Origin of the sequence: Micromonospora sp. NPDC048871 (assembly GCF_043198155.1) — a bacterium.
Taxonomy (GTDB): Bacteria; Actinomycetota; Actinomycetes; order Mycobacteriales; family Micromonosporaceae; genus Micromonospora.
In genome coordinates, this window is record NZ_JBICUM010000006.1 from 171359 (window position 1) to 188756 (window position 17398).

At 70.9% G+C, this 17398-nt stretch carries 20 protein-coding genes and 1 pseudogene; 8 read left to right on the forward strand and 13 right to left on the reverse strand.

Going from position 1 to position 17398, the window contains the following annotated elements; genetic code table 11:
- Nucleotides 1-62 precede the first annotated feature (62 nt).
- Nucleotides 63-263, reverse strand: a complete 201-nt coding sequence (locus tag ACGFIK_RS16205; protein WP_327026827.1) for a DUF397 domain-containing protein — start codon at nucleotides 261-263, stop codon at nucleotides 63-65.
- Nucleotides 260-1099 carry a DUF5753 domain-containing protein gene (locus tag ACGFIK_RS16210; RefSeq protein WP_327026828.1) on the reverse strand — a complete coding sequence of 280 codons (840 nt, stop codon included), beginning with the start codon at nucleotides 1097-1099 and terminating at the stop codon, nucleotides 260-262. The genes ACGFIK_RS16205 and ACGFIK_RS16210 overlap by 4 nt, the downstream gene beginning before the upstream one ends.
- Before the next feature lie 186 nt (nucleotides 1100-1285).
- Between ACGFIK_RS16210 and ACGFIK_RS16215 the strand changes: the two genes are divergently transcribed.
- Together ACGFIK_RS16215 and ACGFIK_RS16220 are read left to right on the forward strand one after the other, a co-directional pair.
- Nucleotides 1286-1624 carry a hypothetical protein gene (locus ACGFIK_RS16215; RefSeq protein ID WP_327026829.1) on the forward strand — a complete coding sequence of 113 codons (339 nt, stop codon included), beginning with the start codon at nucleotides 1286-1288 and terminating at the stop codon, nucleotides 1622-1624.
- Between the two features lie 282 nt (nucleotides 1625-1906).
- The gene (locus ACGFIK_RS16220; RefSeq protein ID WP_327026830.1) at nucleotides 1907-2539 is read left to right on the forward strand and encodes a DNA-processing protein DprA; all 633 of its coding nucleotides are present in this window, start codon (nucleotides 1907-1909) and stop codon (nucleotides 2537-2539) included.
- Nucleotides 2540-2707: 168 nt separating this feature from the next.
- Here the strand turns inward: ACGFIK_RS16220 and ACGFIK_RS16225 are convergent, their stop codons facing one another.
- Nucleotides 2708-3220: an HIT domain-containing protein gene (locus tag ACGFIK_RS16225; protein WP_327027172.1), complete on the reverse strand. Its 513-nt coding sequence runs from the start codon at nucleotides 3218-3220 to the stop codon at nucleotides 2708-2710.
- A gap of 213 nt (nucleotides 3221-3433) precedes the next feature.
- Between ACGFIK_RS16225 and ACGFIK_RS16230 the strand changes: the two genes are divergently transcribed.
- On the forward strand, nucleotides 3434-4183 hold the full coding sequence (locus ACGFIK_RS16230; RefSeq protein WP_327026831.1) for a D-Ala-D-Ala carboxypeptidase family metallohydrolase: 750 nt from the start codon (nucleotides 3434-3436) through the stop codon (nucleotides 4181-4183).
- A 52-nt stretch (nucleotides 4184-4235) separates the two neighbouring features.
- On the opposite strand, the gene thrS is transcribed toward ACGFIK_RS16230, so the two are convergent.
- Nucleotides 4236-6236 (reverse strand): threonine--tRNA ligase, encoded by a 2001-nt coding sequence (thrS, locus tag ACGFIK_RS16235; protein ID WP_327026832.1) that lies wholly within the window; start codon nucleotides 6234-6236, stop codon nucleotides 4236-4238.
- A gap of 216 nt (nucleotides 6237-6452) precedes the next feature.
- On the opposite strand from thrS, the gene ACGFIK_RS16240 reads away from it, so the two are divergent.
- Nucleotides 6453-7238 carry a DUF1775 domain-containing protein gene (locus tag ACGFIK_RS16240; protein ID WP_327026833.1) on the forward strand — a complete coding sequence of 262 codons (786 nt, stop codon included), beginning with the start codon at nucleotides 6453-6455 and terminating at the stop codon, nucleotides 7236-7238.
- A gap of 11 nt (nucleotides 7239-7249) precedes the next feature.
- Here the strand turns inward: ACGFIK_RS16240 and ACGFIK_RS16245 are convergent, their stop codons facing one another.
- On the reverse strand, nucleotides 7250-8170 hold the full coding sequence (locus ACGFIK_RS16245) for an ADP-ribosylglycohydrolase family protein (RefSeq protein ID WP_327026834.1): 921 nt from the start codon (nucleotides 8168-8170) through the stop codon (nucleotides 7250-7252).
- A gap of 74 nt (nucleotides 8171-8244) precedes the next feature.
- On the opposite strand from ACGFIK_RS16245, the gene ACGFIK_RS16250 reads away from it, so the two are divergent.
- Both ACGFIK_RS16250 and ACGFIK_RS16255 read left to right on the forward strand, forming a co-directional pair.
- Entirely contained in the window at nucleotides 8245-8934 is a 690-nt protein-coding gene (locus tag ACGFIK_RS16250) for a response regulator transcription factor (RefSeq protein WP_327026835.1), read from the forward strand.
- A 29-nt stretch (nucleotides 8935-8963) separates the two neighbouring features.
- Nucleotides 8964-10358 carry a HAMP domain-containing sensor histidine kinase gene (locus ACGFIK_RS16255; RefSeq protein ID WP_327026836.1) on the forward strand — a complete coding sequence of 465 codons (1395 nt, stop codon included), beginning with the start codon at nucleotides 8964-8966 and terminating at the stop codon, nucleotides 10356-10358.
- A gap of 238 nt (nucleotides 10359-10596) precedes the next feature.
- On the opposite strand, the gene ACGFIK_RS16260 is transcribed toward ACGFIK_RS16255, so the two are convergent.
- Both ACGFIK_RS16260 and ACGFIK_RS16265 read right to left on the reverse strand, forming a co-directional pair.
- Nucleotides 10597-11622, reverse strand: coding sequence for an adenosine deaminase (locus ACGFIK_RS16260; protein WP_327026837.1), 1026 nt, complete (start codon nucleotides 11620-11622; stop codon nucleotides 10597-10599).
- A pseudogene (locus tag ACGFIK_RS16265) lies at nucleotides 11619-11954 on the reverse strand (trans-aconitate 2-methyltransferase); the annotation flags it as partial. The pseudogene ACGFIK_RS16265 and the gene ACGFIK_RS16260, both read right to left, overlap by 4 nt.
- Before the next feature lie 113 nt (nucleotides 11955-12067).
- Between ACGFIK_RS16265 and ACGFIK_RS16270 the strand changes: the two are divergent.
- Nucleotides 12068-13051, forward strand: coding sequence for an aldo/keto reductase (locus ACGFIK_RS16270; protein ID WP_357530812.1), 984 nt, complete (start codon nucleotides 12068-12070; stop codon nucleotides 13049-13051).
- Nucleotides 13045-13296: a hypothetical protein gene (locus ACGFIK_RS16275; protein WP_393339995.1), complete on the forward strand. Its 252-nt coding sequence runs from the start codon at nucleotides 13045-13047 to the stop codon at nucleotides 13294-13296. The genes ACGFIK_RS16270 and ACGFIK_RS16275 overlap by 7 nt, the downstream gene beginning before the upstream one ends.
- A 183-nt stretch (nucleotides 13297-13479) precedes the next feature.
- Here the strand turns inward: ACGFIK_RS16275 and ACGFIK_RS16280 are convergent, their stop codons facing one another.
- The 6 genes from ACGFIK_RS16280 to ACGFIK_RS16305 all read right to left on the reverse strand — a co-directional run bounded on the left by ACGFIK_RS16280 (nucleotide 13480) and on the right by ACGFIK_RS16305 (nucleotide 17364).
- Nucleotides 13480-13683, reverse strand: a complete 204-nt coding sequence (locus ACGFIK_RS16280) for a cold-shock protein (protein ID WP_007458127.1) — start codon at nucleotides 13681-13683, stop codon at nucleotides 13480-13482.
- Nucleotides 13684-13946: 263 nt separating this feature from the next.
- A complete protein-coding gene (locus tag ACGFIK_RS16285; RefSeq protein ID WP_327026839.1) occupies nucleotides 13947-14219 on the reverse strand; it encodes a DUF4235 domain-containing protein in 273 nt (90 codons plus the stop codon).
- Entirely contained in the window at nucleotides 14216-14536 is a 321-nt protein-coding gene (locus ACGFIK_RS16290) for a DUF3618 domain-containing protein (RefSeq protein ID WP_327026840.1), read from the reverse strand. Before ACGFIK_RS16290 ends, ACGFIK_RS16285 begins: the two co-directional genes overlap by 4 nt.
- The gene (locus ACGFIK_RS16295) at nucleotides 14533-15003 is read right to left on the reverse strand and encodes a phage holin family protein (RefSeq protein WP_327026841.1); all 471 of its coding nucleotides are present in this window, start codon (nucleotides 15001-15003) and stop codon (nucleotides 14533-14535) included. Before ACGFIK_RS16295 ends, ACGFIK_RS16290 begins: the two co-directional genes overlap by 4 nt.
- A 243-nt stretch (nucleotides 15004-15246) precedes the next feature.
- On the reverse strand, nucleotides 15247-16437 hold the full coding sequence (locus tag ACGFIK_RS16300; RefSeq protein ID WP_393339999.1) for a mechanosensitive ion channel family protein: 1191 nt from the start codon (nucleotides 16435-16437) through the stop codon (nucleotides 15247-15249).
- A 105-nt stretch (nucleotides 16438-16542) separates the two neighbouring features.
- A complete protein-coding gene (locus ACGFIK_RS16305) occupies nucleotides 16543-17364 on the reverse strand; it encodes a DUF1206 domain-containing protein (protein ID WP_393340002.1) in 822 nt (273 codons plus the stop codon).
- Between the last annotated feature and the right edge of the window lie 34 nt (nucleotides 17365-17398).

Consider the following 17398-nt stretch of genomic DNA (forward strand, 5'->3'; position numbering starts at 1 on the left):
CAGCGACGGCTGCCGTGCTGACCGCCGGAACCGGAGAGGGCGGAGGGTCCAGGACGGCCGGGCTAGCCCGCTGAGTCGGCCTTGAGCCCGGTCAGGAAACCGGCCCAGGCGGAGGCGTCGAAGGTGAGCATCGGGCCGCTGCGGTCCTTGGTGTCGCGGACATCCACCGCACCGCCACCGAACCGCACCTCGACGCAGTTGGCATTGTTGGAGCTACGGGAGGACTTGAACCAGCCCTCCCCGGAGCTGTACGACGAGGTCACGTCATCTCCTTGGCGATCTGGCGGATCAGGTCGAGCGAGTCTTCCGAGCCTAACGCCCGCTCGCGCGCCTCGGCGAAGGTGACCTGATAGTCGGTGACCCGGGTGGACTGGTCGATGATGTCGATGGAGGTCAGCACCTCCTGCCAGACCAGGTCGGGCAGCCGGGGAGACGGAAACGACAGGATCTGGAAGGAGCCGCCCAGCGCCGGGTGCGCTCCGGCGGCGAAGGGCAGCACGCGGATCTCGAACTGCTCTGGTCGCTCGACCGCCAGCCGCACCAGGTGGTCAAGCTGCTCGCTCATCACGGCCGAGCCGCCGACCTGCTGGCGTAGTGCGCCCTCGCCGAGCAGCGCCGTCATTCGGAGCGGGTTCTCGGTGTGCAGTCGCGCCTGCCTGGCCATCCGCGCCGTCACCCGCCGCTCCACCTCGGTCAGGCGGATGGTCGTCGTCCCTCCGGCGATGACCGCTCGGGCGTACTGCTCGGTCTGCAACAGGCCGTGCACCAGCTCGTTGTCGTAGAAGCGGATGTGCTCGGCACCGGCCTCGTAGCCGAGGAAGCGGATGAACTCGGCCGGAAAGAGCTGGCCGTACTCGTGCCACCACGCGCGTCGACTGGCGCCCAGGCGCAGCTCCTCCAGCTCGGCCGCCTCCTCCGGCTCCAGTTCGTAGACCTCGATGATCCGAGCGAGGCGGGAGGCAGGGAGCTTCACCCGTCCCGACTCCACTCCCGAGACGTACGCCTGGATGATGCCGATGGCGCGACCAGCCGCCGCTGCGGTCAGACCGACCTCCTCGCGGCGCTGGCGTAGCCGCATTCCCAGCTCCCACGCCTGCACGACCGGCGACTGTCCTGGCTGGACCGGCGACTGACGCACACCCGAGGGCCTTGCGGACGGCACGGACATCTACGACCTCCCACTCCGACGAGGATGGCTCCCAGTATTCTCGTCGTGACACTTGATATCAAGCTTTGTCAGGTGCATCCTCATCTAAGTTTCGGACAACGAGTGGGAGGAGGCGGCATGTCGAGTGCGGTCATGTGGATATCCCGGGAGCCGGAGGTGCGGTACGCCCTGTCGCTCTGCCGGGTGGTCGACCCGGGCACCCGCGACGAGCGGTACGACCTGCTCGGAATCATCCAGGTGCCGGCCGGTGAGCGTGATCCCGACACGCTGCGCGACCAGCTCCGGCGGTGGGCGCTGGCCACCCTGGCGACCGGCGGCTACGGCTTCGGGCGCTACTACGCGAGCTACTCCACCCTCGACGAGGACGACGAACCCCACAGATCCATCGCGGACGACGACATCAACTGGTCCGGCACCCAACTCCTGGTCCCCGCCGAACCACCGACTGATGACTGAGCCGTCGATGACAGCGACGATCGAGCGGGCCGCCCTGGTGGCCCTCCTCCGCCGTCCCCAGGCTCGCTGGTCGGAGACGGCCCTGGACATCCAGGAGAACGGCAGCGCCAAGGCCGTCCTCGACCGCACAGTCGGCCAATCTGACACCCTCTTCCCAGACACGGATTCGACGGCCAAACTGGTCGACGCTGCCGCCGCCGAGATCGCCGACTGGCAGCGGGAAGGGGCGTCCACGCCTTCTTCGACGCCACCTATCCCGCCCAACTGCTCGGCATCCGTGAGATGCCACCACTCCTGTTCAGCCGAGGCGACCTACGGGTCTATGACCGGGCGGTCGCCGTCGTCGGCAGCCGCAAGGCAAGCAGGGACGGACTACGCATCGCCCAAGCGGTCGCCACCACCCTGGCGGGACGTGGGGTGACCGTGGTCAGCGGGCTCGCCGCCGGCATCGACACTGCCGCACACACCGCCGCCCTGGAGGCGGGAGGACGCACCGTCGCCGTCATCGGCACCGGAATCCGCCGGCACTACCCCGCAGACAACCAACGCCTCCAGGACCACATCGCCGACGTCGGGTTGGTGATCTCCCAGTTCTGGCCCGATGCCCCGCCGAGCCGCCAGAGTTTCCCCATGCGCAACGCCGTCATGAGCGGATATGCAGTCGCCACTGTTGTCGTTGAGGCAGGCGAGACCAGCGGAGCGCGCATTCAGGCCCGACTCGCCCTCCAGCACGGCCGCCCCGTGGTTCTCACGAATCAGGTCATGCAGTGCGACTGGGCCAAGGCGTTCGCCGAAAAGCCCGGTGTCTACGTCGTCCACGGCACAGCGCAGTTGTTGGAAGCCGTCGATGACATCCTCAATGACCAACCCACCGAAGCTGGCCTGGAGAACTTCCCTGACTTCGCACTCCACTGACCATCGCTGGACCATCATCCGCCGATACGTCGAAGTTCAGCGCGGCTACCTACGCAATCCGCTGCCGGCGTACCCCTGATCTGTCCCACGTGCCGCGGTCTTCGGTGTGAGCGCACCGGTCCGCTGGCGCGGCTCACCTGAACCGCTTCACCGTGCGATACGGCCTGCTCAGCTGGGCCAGGCGCGCAGGAGCAGGTCGCGGGTGTCACCGAGCAACTGCGGCAGGACCTTGGTGCGGCCGATCACCGGCATGAAGTTGGCGTCGCCGCCCCATCGGGGCACGACGTGCTGGTGCAGGTGGGCGGCGATGCCCGCGCCGGCCACCCCGCCCTGGTTCATCCCCAGGTTGAAGCCGTGGGCGTTGCTGACCTTGCGGATCACCCGCATGGCGGTCTGGGTGAAGGAGGCCAACTCGGTGGTCTCCGGCCCGTCCAGGTCGGTGTAGTCGGCCACGTGCCGGTAGGGGCAGACCAGCAGGTGGCCCGGGTTGTACGGGTACAGGTTGAGCACCACGAAGACGTGCTCCCCCCGGGCCACCACCAGGCTCTCCTCCTGGGTTCGGCCGGGGGCCAGGCAGAAGGGGCAGCCGGAGGGCTTCTCGTAGCCCCCCTCGGGCCGGTCCTCACCGGAGATGTAGGTCATCCGGTGGGGGGTCCAGAGCCGGTCCAGCCCGTCTGCCATGTCCCTGTCGGTGTGCTGCTCGTCCGCCCCAGTCACACGGCGATCCTACGTACCGCGTGGGGGCGGTCCGCCACCCGCACCGTGCGGTATCCGGTGACCGCGGCCGGCGATGAGGTCCGTTCGCAGATGGAAACCAGGATTTATTGACGATTACATCGACATCGGTAAAACTTTCAGTCCCCTCACCTCGAAGATCGTCGATTTGGAGTGGCTGTGGAACGACGTACCGTCCGGCACCGTCTGGGGCGTGCCCTCACCGCCTGCGTACTGGCCGCGCTGGCCAGCCTGGCGGCGGTGGCCGCCACCGGCACCCCCGCCCAGGCCGACGCCTGCTACACCTGGGGTCGAGCCCTCTCCTCCGGCATGACCGGGGAGGACGTACGCCAGTTGCAGATCCGGGTCTCCGGCTACCCCGGCTACGGCGCGGTGCTCACCCTGGACGGGGCGTACGGTCCCGCCACCCGGTCGGCGGTGATCCGCTTCCAGCAGGCCTACGGCCTGGCCGCCGACGGGGTGGCCGGTGCGCAGACCTTCAACCAGATCTACGCCCTGCAGGACCCGGACTGCACCCCGGTCAGCTTCAGCTACGCCGAGTGGAACCGGTGCAACAGCGACTGGTCCGGCGGCGCGGTCCCGGCCAGCACGGCACGGTTCAACGCCCTGGTCTCGATGTGGAAGCTCCAGGCGATGCGCCGGGCCATGGGCAACGCCCCGCTCTACTTGAGCAGCGGATTCCGCAGCTACTCCTGCAACAGCGCGGTCGGCGGCGCCGGCAACAGCCGACACCTCTACGGCGACGGGATCGACCTGGTCGGGTCGCACTCCTTCTGCGCGCTGGCCCAGCAGGCCCGCAACCACGGGTTCACCAACATCCTCGGCCCGGGATACCCCGGACACAACGACCACACCCACCTGGGCACCTCGCCCAGCCGGTCCTGGTCGGCACCGAGCTGCGGGATCTGAGGCACCCATGCGACGGCGGCCCCACCGAACGGGGGGCCGCCGTCGCGGCGGGTCAGGCGGCCGAGGGGCCGATGTTGGTGCGGGACTTGACCACGTCCAGGACGTGGGTCACCGCCTCGGTCAACGGCACCCCGTTGCGCTGCGAGCCGTCCCGGTAGCGGAAGGAGACCGTGCCGGCGGCCACGTCGTCGTCCCCGGCGATCACCATGAAGGGGATCTTCTGCTGCTGGGCGGTACGGATCTTCTTCTGCATCCGGTCGTCACCGGAGTCCACCTGGGCCCGGATGCCCTCGGCGCGCAGCGCGGCGACGAAGCCGTGCAGGTAGTCCGCGTGGTCGTCCCGGATCGGGATGCCGACCACCTGCACCGGGGCCAGCCAGGCCGGGAAGGCACCGGCGTAGTGCTCGGTGAGCACCCCGAAGAACCGCTCGATCGACCCGAACAGGGCCCGGTGGATCATCACCGGCCGCTGCCGGGTGCCGTCCGCGGCCTGGTACTCCAGACCGAAGCGCTCCGGCAGGTTGAAGTCGACCTGGATGGTGGACATCTGCCAGGTCCGGCCGATGGCGTCCTTGACCTGCACGGAGATCTTCGGGCCGTAGAAGGCCGCTCCGCCCGGGTCCGGCACCAGGGCCAGCCCGGACTCCTCGGCCGCCGAGCGCAGGGCCTCGGTGGCCCGCTCCCAGTTCTCGTCCGTGCCGACCGACTTCTCCGGGTTACGGGTGGACAGCTCCAGGTAGAAGTCGTCCAGGCCGTAGTCGCGCAGCAGTTCCAGCACGAAGGCCAGCAGCGACTTCAGCTCGCCGGCCATCTGCTCCTGGGTGCAGAAGATGTGCGCGTCGTCCTGGGTCAGGCCGCGTACCCGGGTCAGGCCGTGCACCACCCCGGACTTCTCGTACCGGTAGACCGTGCCGAACTCGAACATCCGCAGCGGCAGTTCCCGGTAGGAACGCCCCCGGGAGCGGAAGATCAGGTTGTGCATCGGGCAGTTCATCGGCTTGAGGTAGTAGCTGGCCCCCTCCACCTCCATGGGGGGGAACATGCCGTCGGCGTACCAGTCCAGGTGCCCGGAGACCTCGTACAGGTGGCCCTTGGTGATGTGCGGGGTGTTGACGAACTCGTACCCGGCCTGCTCGTGCTTGAGCCGCGAGTAGTTCTCCATCTCCCGACGGATGATGCCGCCCTTGGGGTGGAAGACCGCCAGGCCGGAGCCCAGCTCGTCCGGGAAGCTGAACAGGTCCAGGTCCGCGCCGAGCTTGCGGTGGTCGCGCCGGGCGGCCTCCTCCAGCAGCTTCAGGTACGCCTTCAGCTCGTCGCGGGTCGGCCAGGCGGTGCCGTACACCCGCTGCAACTGCGGATTCTTCTCACTGCCCCGCCAGTACGCGGCGGCCGAACGCATCAGCTTGAACGCACCGATCAGCCGGGTGTTCGGCAGGTGCGGGCCCCGGCACAGGTCCGACCAGCAGACCTTGTCCTCGGTGGCGGCCAGGTTGTCGTAGATGGTCAGCTCGCCGCCGCCGACCTCCATCACCTCGGAGGAGTCCAGCCCCTCACCCTTGACGTCGATCAGTTCCAGCTTGAACGGCTCGGCGGCCAGCTCGGTCTTGGCCTCGTCCAGACTGTCGAACCGGCGCCGCCGGAACCGCTGCCCGGACTTGATGATCTCCTGCATCCGCTTCTCGAGCTTGGCCAGGTCGTCCGGCTGGAACGGCTTGTCGACCGAGAAGTCGTAGTAGAAGCCGTTGTCGATCGGCGGGCCGATGCCGAGCTTGGCCTCCGGGAAGATGTCCTGCACCGCCTGGGCGAGGACGTGCGCGGTCGAGTGCCGCAGCACGTTCAGCCCGTCCGGGGAGTTGAGGGCGACCGGCTCGACGACGGTGTCCTCGGCCGGGCTCCAGTCCAGGTCGCGCAGCATCCCCTGCGGGTCGCGGACCACCACGATCGCCTTCGGGCCACTGGTGGGCAGTTCGGCGGCGGCCACCGCGTCGGCCGCCGTCGTCCCGGCGGCGACGACGACGGGGTCGGCCACGGCGGGGGTACGGGGTGCGGACACGGGAGACTCCTCGCAGCAGATGTGACGGTAGGTGCCGATCTCGGCTCCCTGTGATGCTATCGGTCGCCCCGCAGGCGAGCGCCGCCGATACCGGCCGGGGCCCGTTGCCCCGGCCGGAACCGGGGCCGGCCGTCGTTGAACCTTTCCGGCCCGGCATCCGAACTACCTGGTGTGACCGGAGTCGGTTCCGGTCCTGGGACAGGGATGGGGACCCGGATGGCGAGGACCTGCGGTGGGAGCCGTCGACGCCGGGGCGGGCCGGTCGCCGTACTGGTCACCGCCCTGGTGCTGCTCTGGCCGACGGCGGCCTGGGCCGACGGGGTGAGCTTCACCCCGACCGAGGCTCAGCAGGGCAACTCCGTGAAGATGGAGTTCACCGTGCCGGACGAACGGCCGGGGGTGCGTACCGAGCGCATCGAGATCCGGATGCCGGTGGACCCGCCGATCGCGGAGGTCTATCCGCTGTCGGTGCCCGGCTGGGCCCCGACCATCACCCCCCGCAGGCTCCAGGTGCCGGTGGTCGGCCTGCACGGCCCGCCCACCGATGTCGTCACGGCCGCCCTGACCTGGACCCGGGCCCCCGGTCCGGCGGAGGCCGGCCCGGCCCGGCTGGCCTTCTCGATGGCTCCCCTGCCCCAGGCCGAGCAGGTGACCTTCGAGCTGATCCAGACGTACGCCGACGGGCTCCAGGTGCACTGGGGTGCCGGGCCCGGTCAGCGTCCGCTGCCGCCGCTGACCCTGACCCCGGGCGACCCGGCCTACCCCGCGCACGGTGGACACGGTGCCGCCCCGACCGCAGGGTCGGCCGCCCCGGGCGACACCGGTCCGAACGCCAACAGTCTGCTCGCCGCCGGCCTGGTCGCCGGTCTGGGTGGCGGCGCGGTGGTGGGCTGGCTGATCAGCCGGCGCCGTCGCGGCGACACCATCGACCGCTCGGTGCTCTCCGAGGACCCGGCGGCACCGGCCGCCGGGCGGGAGCAGCCGGCCCGCGCCGGGCGCTGAGCCGATCCGGGTCAGTCGACCCAGTCGGGTAGCGGTTCGCGGGCCGCCAGCCAGTCGGCGGGAACCCCGCCGGGGGTACCGACGGAGGTGTATCCGGCCACCACCCCGCCGACGATGGCGGCCGTGGTGTCCACGTCCCCGCCCGCCTCGACACAGGCCCGTACCGCCGAGGGGTAGTCCGCCAGGTGGGTGGCGGCCACCCAGAGGGTGAAGGCCACGGTGTCCTGCGCGGTGACCCGGGCACCGTTGCCGAGGGCCGCCACGACCTCGGCCAGGGGACGGCCGAGCAGCCCACCCGCCCGGCGTACCCCCTGGTGCACCTCGGTCGCCGGGTCCAGGGCGGCGGCCACCGCGGCCAGCAGCCGGGCCGGGGCGGGGCGGTCCCCGTCCAGGCGGGCCCGGGCGGCCAACGAGGCGGCCACCGCCACCGCCACCGCACCGGCGATGCCCTCCGGGTGGGCGTGGGTCACCTCGGCGGAGGCCCGCGCCTGGGCGGCGGCCCGGTGGGTGGAGTCGGCGAACCAGGCCCCCAGGGGGGCTACCCGCATCGCCGCGCCGTTGCCGCAGGAGCCCTGCCCGTCGAAGGCGGAGGCGGCGGCGACCGGCCAGGGGGTGCCGGTACGGATCAACCGCAGGATGCGCACCGCACCCGGGCCGTAACCCCGGTACGGTTCGCACCGCTGGGCGAAGTCGACCGCCAGGGTGTCCCGGTCGATGGTGCCGGCCTGGGCCAGTGCCGTCAGTACCGAGCAGGCCATCTCGGTGTCGTCGGTCCACTGCCAGGGCGGCGGCGGGAGCAGACCGGCCGCCAGGTCCCCGGGGGCCCGGCCGGGTACGAAGAACTGGGAGCCCAGGGCGTCGCCGACCGACAGGCCGGCGAGACTGTCCCGGGCCAGCATCAGTCGGGTGTCCGGGTAGAGGGTGAAGGTCATCGTTGGACCAGCTTGGCGGGTTCCGGGGTGGGCCGCAACAACGCCCGGTGCGTCGCGCCGAGTACCGTGCTGGGGTGGCCACCGTCCTCCTGGTCGAAGACGATCACGTCGTACGCGGCGCGATGCTTCGTTCCCTCACCGATCGGGGCCACGCGGTGCACGCGGTGGGCACCGCCCTGGACGCCCTGCGTCGGGTCGCCGCGGAGGCACCTGACCTCGTCGTGCTGGATCTGGGGCTGCCGGATCTGGACGGCTCGGACGCCCTGCGGATGTTGCGCGGCATCACGGACGTGCCGGTCATCATCGCCACCGCCCGCGACGACGAGCAGTCCGTGGTGCGGCTGTTGCGCGCCGGGGCGGACGACTACATGGTCAAGCCCTTCACCGGGGCCCACCTGGACGCCCGGATCACCAGCGTGCTGCGCCGGGTGGGGCGGGCCAGTCGGGCGGAGCAGCCGGTGGTGCTGACCGTCGGTGGCCTGCGGGTTGACCTCGGCGAACGCAGCGCGCAGCTGGACGGGGTGGCCCTGGCGCTGACCCGAAAGGAATTCGACCTGCTGGCGTATCTCGCCGCCCGCCCGGGCCGGGTAGTGTCCCGGCGGGAGCTCTTGGAGGAGGTATGGCGGCAGCCATCGGTCGGCGAGGATCAGACAATCGACGTTCACCTGTACTGGCTACGGCGCAAAATGGGCGAGTCCGCGGCGAGACCGCGCTACCTGCGCACCGTGCGGGGGGTGGGCTTTCGGCTGGTCACCCCGGACTGAGGCGGTCGCTGGCCCTGCTGACGGCCGGGATGGGGGCCCTGCTGGCGCTGACCTTCCTGGTGCCGCTGGGGCTGACCCTGGGCGCACAGGCCCGGGAGGAGGCGATCGCCGACGCGGCCCGACGCAGCGCCCTGGTGACCGGGGCCCTGGCGGTGAGCACCAAGCCCGAGGTGGTGGCCCGGGCGATCGACGCCAGTGGCGACGATCCGGCGACCCGCCCGGTCGTGCACGGCCTGGAAGACGTCCCCTCGGCCGGACGCGCCGAGGCCGGGCAGTTGGCGCAGGCCCGCTCCGAGCGGCGGTCCCTGGTGCTGGAGGTCGACGGGGGCGTGCTGCGGCTGGATCCGGTGGTGCTGGCCGACCGTACCGCCGTGGTGGAGGTCTTCGTCTCCGACTCCGCCCTGGACGAGGGCGCCGGCAACCGGTGGCTGCTGCTGGCCGGGGTGGCCGTGGCCCTGGTGGGCGCCGCCGTGCTGGTGGTGGACCGGGTGGCCGTCCGGGCGGTGGACGCCACCCGGGATCTGGTCAAGGCGGCCCTGGCGGTGAGCGACGGCGACCTGGGGGTACGGGTCGAACCCAGCGGCCCCCGGGAGCTGGCCGAGGCGGGCCACGCCTTCAACCGGATGGCGGAGCGTTTCGTCGCGGCCCGCACGGAGGAACGGGAACTCGTGGCGGATCTGTCGCACCGGCTGCGTACCCCCCTGACGGTGTTGCGCCTGGATGCCGAGGCCCTGGAGTCCGACGACACCAGCGTGGGATCGTTCAGCCAGGCGGAGCTGGATCACCGGCGGGGGATCCGGCGGATCCGGCAGGCGATCGTCACCCTGGAGGGTGAGATCGACACCCTGATCAAGACCACCCGCAAGGCGGTGGCCACCGAGGCCGGTCCGGCCATGTGTGATGTGAGCGAGGTGGTCCGGGAGCGGATGGTCTTCTGGGCCGCCCTGGCCGGTGACCAGAACCGCCCATACCGGGTGATCGGGGCCCAGTTGCGGATCCCCGCGCCGGTGCCCCGGGCGGAGCTGGCCGCCGCCCTGGACGCGGTGATCGGCAACGTGTTCCGCTACACCCCGCAGGGCACCGCCTTCGAGGTGGCGGTCTCCCGGCGCGACGGGTACGTGGCCATCCGGATCGATGACGCCGGGCCGGGCATCCCCGATGCGGACCGGGCCCTGCGCCGGGGTGCCAGCGACCAGGGTTCCACCGGTCTGGGGTTGGACATCGCCAAGCGGGTGGCCTTGCAGGCCAACGGTTCGGTGAGCATCGACCGGGCGCGGCTGGGCGGGGCCAGCGTGGTGATGCTGCTGGCCGACCCGGAGGCGACCCCCCGGCAGGTCAGCCGGTTCGGCCTGGTGGGCCGGATGGCCCGGGAGCAGAAGAGCAGTGGACGCCGGTGGCCCCGACAGCGTCCTACGGACAGCTGAATCGCCCGGAAGATCCGGGGATGACCGTTCGGGTTGTGCCCCGGCGCAAGTCTTCCTTAGATCCGGATTAATCCCCACCCGGCACCGGCCGAGCACTGTCAGGATTCGGTGCGAAACCAGCAGTTCCCCGGCCTTCCGCTCCCAGCGCATCGGCCGGTGGAGCCGTGCGCGCGGCGGGAGACACGGTCCCCCCACATACCTTTCTTCCGCCGCGCGCCTCTAGATCGGCTCGGGAACCTCAGGCCGACGCGGCGGCCAGGTAGGCGTCGATCTCCTCGAGGATCCGCCGCTTGCCGGTCTCGTCCAGGAAGGACGCGGTCACCGCGTTGCGGGCCAACTGCGCCACCTGCGCCGGACCGGCCTCCAGCAGGCGGGCCGCCACGGCGTACTCGTCGTTGAGGGTGGTGCCGAACATCGGCGGGTCGTCGGAGTTGATGGTCACCAGCAGCCCGGCCTCGACCAGCCGGGGCAGGGGGTGCTCCTCGATGCGCGGCACCGCCCGGGTCCGCACGTTGGAGGTCGGGCACACCTCCATCGGGATCTGCCGCTCGGCCAGGTGTTCCAGCAGCTTGGGGTCTCCGGCGGCGGAGATGCCGTGCCCGATCCGCTCGGCCCCCAGCTCGCGCAGGGCGTCCCAGACGGTCTGCGGGCCGGTGGTCTCCCCGGCGTGCGGCACCGACCGCAGCCCGGCCGCCCGGGCCTGGTCGAAGTAGGGCTTGAACTGCGGGCGGGGCACCCCGATCTCCGGCCCGCCCAGACCGAAGCTGACCAGCCCCTCCGGTCGCTGCTCCAGACAGATCCGCAGGGTCTCCTCGGCGGCGGCCAGGCCTGCCTCCCCCGGGATGTCGAAGCACCAGCGCAGCTCGATGCCGAAGTCGGCGGCGGCCCGCTTGCGGGCGTCCTCGATGGCCTCGCAGAAGGCCTCAGCGGGGATGCCCCGGTGCACGTGCGAGTACGGGGTCACCGTCAGCTCGGCGTAGCGGACCTGCTGGCGGGCCAACTCCCGGGCCACCTCGTGGGTGAGGATCCAGACGTCCTCCTGGTCGCGGATCAGATCCACGACGCTGAGGTACAGCTCGATGAAGTGTGCGAAGTCGCGGAACACGAAGTAGTCCGCCAGCAGTTGCGGATCCGCCGGGACCGGGGTGCGTCCCTCGTGCCGGGCGGCCAGCTCGGCCACGATCCGGGGTAGGGCGGAGCCGACGTGGTGCACGTGCAGCTCCACCTTGGGCAGTCCGGCGATGAAGGTAGGCAGATCGGTCACAGACTCTCCTGGGCGCTGGCGCCGGTCCGGGCGACGACGAAGATCCGGCGGAACGGGAAGTACACCTGCCCCTGCCGCACCGGGTACGCCTCGGTCAGGCGTACTCCCAGGGCGGCCCGGAAGGCCGACCAGCGGGCGGGGTCCAGCGCGGCCCGGACCGGGCGCAGGGCGGTGCCCTCCATCCAGGTCAACACCGGATGGTCCGCGTCGGGCGGGGCCGCCAGCAGGTGCACATAGACAGTCTCCCAGGCGTCCACCGCACAGTCGGCGGCGACCAGCGACTCGGAGACCGGCTCGGCGGGCGGCCACGGGAGCAGGTCGGCCTGCCAGGCCGACAGACCTTCGGGCCCACATCCCGACCTCCCAAAAATACAAACCGTACGTACGTATTGCTAGATTACGGCCCGACCCGGCCGGAGGCAACCGCGGCCACTAGGCTCCCCCCATGGAGCAACGCACCTTCCCCCGACTCGGCCGGCAGGCCGGCGTGGTGGGCCTGGGCGCCTGGCAGCTCGGCGCCGACTGGGGCACGGTCAGCGAGGACGACGCGATGCAGGTGCTCAGCGCCGCCGTCGAGGCCGGGGTCACCTTCCTGGACACCGCGGACGTGTACGGCGACGGACGCAGCGAGCAGCTGATCGGGCGGTTCCGCGCCGCCCACCCGGAGGCCGCACTGACGGTGGCCACCAAGATGGGCCGCCGGGTACCGCAGGCCCCCGAGGCGTACACCCTGGACAATTTCCGGGCCTGGACCGACCGGTCCCGGGCGAACCTCGGAATGGACACTCTGGATCTGGTGCAGTTGCACTGCCCCCCGACGGTGGTATTCGCCGACGACGCGGTCTTCGACGCCCTGGACACCCTGGTCGAGGAGAAGCGCATCGCCGGGTACGGGGTCAGTGTGGAGACCTGCGAGGAGGCCCTGACCGCGATCGCCCGACCCGGGGTGGCCAGCGTCCAGATCATCCTCAACGCGCTGCGCCACAAGCCGATCGAGCGGGTGCTGCCGGCCGCCGCCAGCGCCGGGGTCGGCATCATCGCCCGCGTTCCGCTGGCCAGTGGGCTGCTCTCCGGCCGCTACGACGAGCACACCACCTTCGCCGCGGACGACCACCGGTCTTTCAACCGGCACGGGGAGGCCTTCGATGTCGGGGAGACCTTCTCCGGTGTCGACTTCGCCACCGGCCTGGCCGCCGTACGCCGGCTGGCCCCCCTGGTCGGCGACGACCGGACGATGGCCCAGTTCGCCCTGCGCTGGGTGCTCGACCAGCCGGGGGTCACCGTGGTCATCCCGGGGGCCCGGGACGGGGCACAGGCCCGCGCCAATGTCGCCGCAGCCGGTCAGCCGCCACTGTCGACATCGGAACTGGCCGAGGTGACCTCGGTCTACGACGAGCTGATCCGACCGCAGGTGCATCACCGATGGTGAACGAACCGGCCGGCGGGGTCACCGACCGGCCCGAGGACAAACAGGTCGTGATGAGCGGCTGGTTCCGGCTGACCCTCGGCCTGCTGGGGGTGGTCCTTGGCGCGGCCTGCACGGTGCAGGGGCTGGGCTATGTCGAGGGCAGTGTGATGGCCGGCCAGCGGATCTGGGCCGTGATCGGCCCGGTGCTGATGGTGGCCGGCCTGGTCCTGCTCTGGCTGGGGGTACGGGCCCGCAACCGCCGCTGACCCCGTACCGGACCTCAGGGTCCGGTACCGGATGCGGCCGGCACGGTCGGAGGTGGATTCGCCCCGGGCCAAGCACGAAAGGGCCCCGCGCACGGGAAAGCCCCGCGTCCGGTAGGAACGCGGGGCTTCACACCGATGTCTGGGGCGGCCTCGCCACTGGCCGGCAGCCGCCGACCGGTGTTGTCAGAGGGGGCGGACCTGCTCGGCCTGCGGACCCTTCTGGCCCTGGGCGATCTCGAACTCCACCCGCTGGTTCTCCTCCAGCGAGCGGTAGCCGCTGGTCTGGATGGCCGAGAAGTGGACGAACACGTCAGCACCCCCGCCATCGACGGTGATGAAGCCGAAGCCCTTGTCTGCGTTGAACCACTTCACGGTTCCCTGCGCCATCTGTATCTCCTTCTAAAACTGGCGGCCAAGCACGCCGGTGCGGCCGGTTGGCCGTTTTCGAGCAGCGGCGCCTGAGGCGGCCCCCGGTGAAGGAGACTTCTCTCAACCCACGCCATCTCTCAACAGCGTGGAATAGCAAACCACGTACGCAAAAACTCTGCACAGCCTACCGGACGAAATTCTCCGACATGTGACCTGACGGATAGGTCAGGCCCACTAGGTGGTGGCCGCGCATGAGTCGAAGGGCCCCTTACCGGGCGGGTCTAATCGGGCCAACTGCCGGTCAACCGGCGTACCCCGACGGCTCCACCCCGGTCCACAGCGGCCCGTACCACCGAGAAGATGGCACCCTGCAAGGCGGCGGCGGCCAGGATCTCGGCCCACCGGCGGTCCTCGTCGGTGGGGTTGGGCGCCTCACCGTCCCCGGCGGTCATCTTCCACACCTGACGGAAGATGACGCCGGCGAGGGCACCGGCGGCCAGCCCCATCAGCACGCCGACCGGTCGGTAGGCCGCCTTGCCGATTGTGTTGCTCATCCACGCCTCCCCTGGATGATGGCCAGAATCACTGCGGCGACGACCGCCCCGGCGGCCAGCGCCAGGAAGGGCGCTGGACCACTGCGGGCGCTGCCTGTGGTGGCGTCGCGCCGCATCCCGGTCTGCGCGCGCATCCGCGCCACCGTCACCGCGGCCTGGTCCCGTACCCGTTCCCGGGTCTGGTCCGCAGAGGACTTCAGCCGCTTCTTGATGTCCGCCTTGGCGGCCAGCGCCTCCATCGTCTCGCCCAGCTCGACCCGGGTGCGCTGGATCTCCTCCCGCAGCGCCTCGGTGTCACCGCTGCCGTTGCGTGTCATGCCCGCCCCCTGTCCCGGACGGCGGCGCTGACCACGTCGACGTCGGCGCGCAGGCTGCGCACGGTGGCCTGCGGCACCGGCGGCACCGCCCGACGAAGCTCCCGTCGTCCGATCAGGGCGAGCACCCCGGCGATCGGGAACATGACCACCCCCACGATCAGGGCGGCGGCCCACGCCGGCAGCACCAGGGCCAGCAGCAGGATCGCGGTGGTGATCAGCGCGGTGAGACCGAAGAACGCGAAGACCCCGCCCCCGGCCAGCAGACCGACCCCGATGCCGGCCCGCTTGCCCTTCTCCGTCACCTCGGCGCGGGCCAGCGTCAGTTCGTCGCGTACCAGGCGGGAGACCTGCTCGGCCGCCCGCTGGACCAACTCGGCGGTGGACGGTTCGCCCCCACTGTGGGGCGTCCGCCCATTGTGGGATGTCCTCCCGTTGTGGGATGCCCGGATGTTCGCCACGTCGGCCATGCTGTCCCCCTCTCGTTCATCTTCGCGCTGTATGCCCGAACTCGGCGCCGGTCAATCCTGCCTGCGGATGGTCGACTTTCCGCCCGGCGGCAGGCACCGAGAGATGGGACAGAAGCGTCCCGCAGCAGGTCCCCGGAAAACCCGGCGACAAACCCGGCCTCCGGTGGTTTCCCTCCGGATCAGGGCGGTTTCTCTGCCCCGAGCAGCCGGGGACCCAGCGGCGCGGCCCGGCCGGGCGGGGGGTCAGTGGCGGGCCTGTGCGGGCTCCTCCGGGCCGACGAAGGCCTCGCTGCGGGCCTCGCCGTCGTCACTGCCGCCGAACAGGCGCGCGTCGTCCGGCACCTCGGCGTGCCGGCGGGGCGCCCGTGCGGGTCGTACCCACTGCCAGGGCAGGGTGCCGGCACCGTCGCCGACCTCGGCGCGCAGCCGGGGCATCGCGGTGGGCCGGTGGTCGCGTACCCACGCCACCAGGTGTTCCCGGACCAGACAGCGCAGGTCCCACAGGGCCCCGGCGCTGCCGGCGCTCACCAACGCCCGAATCTTGATCATGCCGCCGGTGGCGTCCGTCACCTGGAGTACGCAGACCCGGCCGTCCCACAGCTCGGTGCCCTCCACCAGGCGACGCAACTCCTCCCGCATGGCCTGCACCGGGACCGACCAGTCGACCTCGAACTCGGCCGTGCCCAGCACGGCGGCCTCGGTCCGGGTCCAGTTCTGGAAGGGGGTGCTGATGAAGTAGGAGGTGGGCAGGATCAGCCGCCGGTCGTCCCAGATCTGCACGACCACGTAGGTGAGGGTCAGCTCCTCGATGCGACCCCACTCCCCCTCGACCACCACCACATCGTCCAGCCGGACTGCGTCGCTGAAGGCCAGTTGCAGCCCGGCGAAGAGGTTGCCGAGCAGACTCTGGGCGGCCAGGGCGGCGACGATACCGACCACACCGGCGCTGGTCAGGACCCCGGCGCCGATGCCGCGTACGGCCGGGAAGGTCATCAGCATCACGCCGACCGTGAGGATCACGATCACCACGATGGTGACCCGGCGGAGCATCACCACCTGGGTACGCACCCGGCGGGCCTGGCGGTTGTCCGGCACGTCTACCCGGAACCGGGCCAGGGCGGTGTCCTCGACCACCACCAGCAGGGAGGTGACCAGCCAGGCGGTGGCGGCGATGACCGCGAGCACCAGCAGATGCAGCAGCACCTGACGCCAGGCGGTGCCGACGGCGTACCCGGTGCTGAACCGGATGGCGAACTGCACCGCCAACACGGTCGCGGCCACCTGGGCGGCCCGGTGGGCGTGCTCGGCCAACTCGGTCAGCAGCACCGAACGGCGGCCCCACCGTTTGATCAGCCGATGCACCACCTCCACGACGACGACGGCGATCGCCGCCGCAGCGAGCGCGGCGACGACCGTAACCAGGTAGCTGTGCACGTGTTGCTCCTCCTCCGAGCCGACGGCAAGATCCGCACAAAGGGGCTATCGTGCCTCGGATCGCCGCCGCCGGCCACCGCTGGGAGGCGGTGGCCGGCCGGAGGATCAGACCTTGCGGTAGCGGGACTGGAGGAAGCAGTAGACGCCGAAGGCGGCGATACCCAGGCCGATCAGGAGCAGCAGAATGGTGCCGAAGGGCTGGTCACGCAGGGTACGCAGAGCGGCGTCGAGCCCTCGGGCCTTCTCCGGGTCGTAGTTGACCGCGGCCAGCACGACCAGCAGACCGGTGACCGCGAAGGCGCTGCCTCGGGAGATGTAGCCGGCCATGCCGAGACGGCGGGCGAGCTGGGTGGTCCGGCCGTTCATCTCGCCGGTCTTGAGCCGCTTCATGAACTTCTTCTTGGCCCCGTAGATGACCATGCCGACACCGATCCCGGCGAGGACCAGGCCGGCCAGGCCGACCAGCCAGCGGCCACCGGTGGACTCCATCATCCGGGCGGTGAGCTCCTCCTGCTGGGAGGCGCTGTCGGAGTTGGCGTTGGAGAAGACCTTCCAGGCCGTCCAGGCCAGCCAGAGATAGATGACCGTCCGGGCGGCGGAGACGACCCGCTCCTTGGTCCGGTCGTTGCCCTGGGCGGCGTGGTGCCCGACGGCCGCCTCCAGGGCCTGCCAGATCGCCATGGCCAGCATCCCGACGGCGATCGCGACTACAAGGAACTTGCCCATGGGTTGCGCCGCGAGGGTACGCAGCGCGCCGGACTGGTCGCCGTCGTCGGCAGACTTGCCGAACGCGAGCTGGAGGACCAGCCAGCCGAACAACAGGTGGACGATCCCGTAGCCGATGAAACCGGCCCGGGCGAGGAGTTCCAGCCACCGGCTGTCGGCCGTACGGGCGGCGGTGGCTTCGGCATTCCGGGTGAGAGACATGGGCTCTCAATCACCGGACGCGAAGATTTCCAAA

Excerpts from the sequence above, each read along its gene's own strand:
- ACGFIK_RS16220 (WP_327026830.1), top strand. The coding sequence starts at position 1,907 with ATGCCACCACTCCTGTTCAGCCGAGGCGACCTACGGGTCTATGACCGG.
- ACGFIK_RS16290 (WP_327026840.1), bottom strand. The coding sequence starts at position 14,536 with ATGACACGCAACGGCAGCGGTGACACCGAGGCGCTGCGGGAGGAGATC.
- ACGFIK_RS16275 (WP_393339995.1), top strand. The coding sequence starts at position 13,045 with ATGGTGAACGAACCGGCCGGCGGGGTCACCGACCGGCCCGAGGACAAA.
- ACGFIK_RS16305 (WP_393340002.1), bottom strand. The coding sequence starts at position 17,364 with ATGTCTCTCACCCGGAATGCCGAAGCCACCGCCGCCCGTACGGCCGAC.
- ACGFIK_RS16255 (WP_327026836.1), top strand. The coding sequence starts at position 8,964 with ATGGGGGCCCTGCTGGCGCTGACCTTCCTGGTGCCGCTGGGGCTGACC.
- ACGFIK_RS16245 (WP_327026834.1), bottom strand. The coding sequence starts at position 8,170 with ATGACCTTCACCCTCTACCCGGACACCCGACTGATGCTGGCCCGGGAC.
- ACGFIK_RS16270 (WP_357530812.1), top strand. The coding sequence starts at position 12,068 with ATGGAGCAACGCACCTTCCCCCGACTCGGCCGGCAGGCCGGCGTGGTG.
- ACGFIK_RS16280 (WP_007458127.1), bottom strand. The coding sequence starts at position 13,683 with ATGGCGCAGGGAACCGTGAAGTGGTTCAACGCAGACAAGGGCTTCGGC.
- ACGFIK_RS16285 (WP_327026839.1), bottom strand. The coding sequence starts at position 14,219 with ATGAGCAACACAATCGGCAAGGCGGCCTACCGACCGGTCGGCGTGCTG.
- ACGFIK_RS16215 (WP_327026829.1), top strand. The coding sequence starts at position 1,286 with ATGTCGAGTGCGGTCATGTGGATATCCCGGGAGCCGGAGGTGCGGTAC.
- ACGFIK_RS16225 (WP_327027172.1), bottom strand. The coding sequence starts at position 3,220 with ATGGCAGACGGGCTGGACCGGCTCTGGACCCCCCACCGGATGACCTAC.
- ACGFIK_RS16295 (WP_327026841.1), bottom strand. The coding sequence starts at position 15,003 with ATGGCCGACGTGGCGAACATCCGGGCATCCCACAACGGGAGGACATCC.
- ACGFIK_RS16240 (WP_327026833.1), top strand. The coding sequence starts at position 6,453 with ATGGCGAGGACCTGCGGTGGGAGCCGTCGACGCCGGGGCGGGCCGGTC.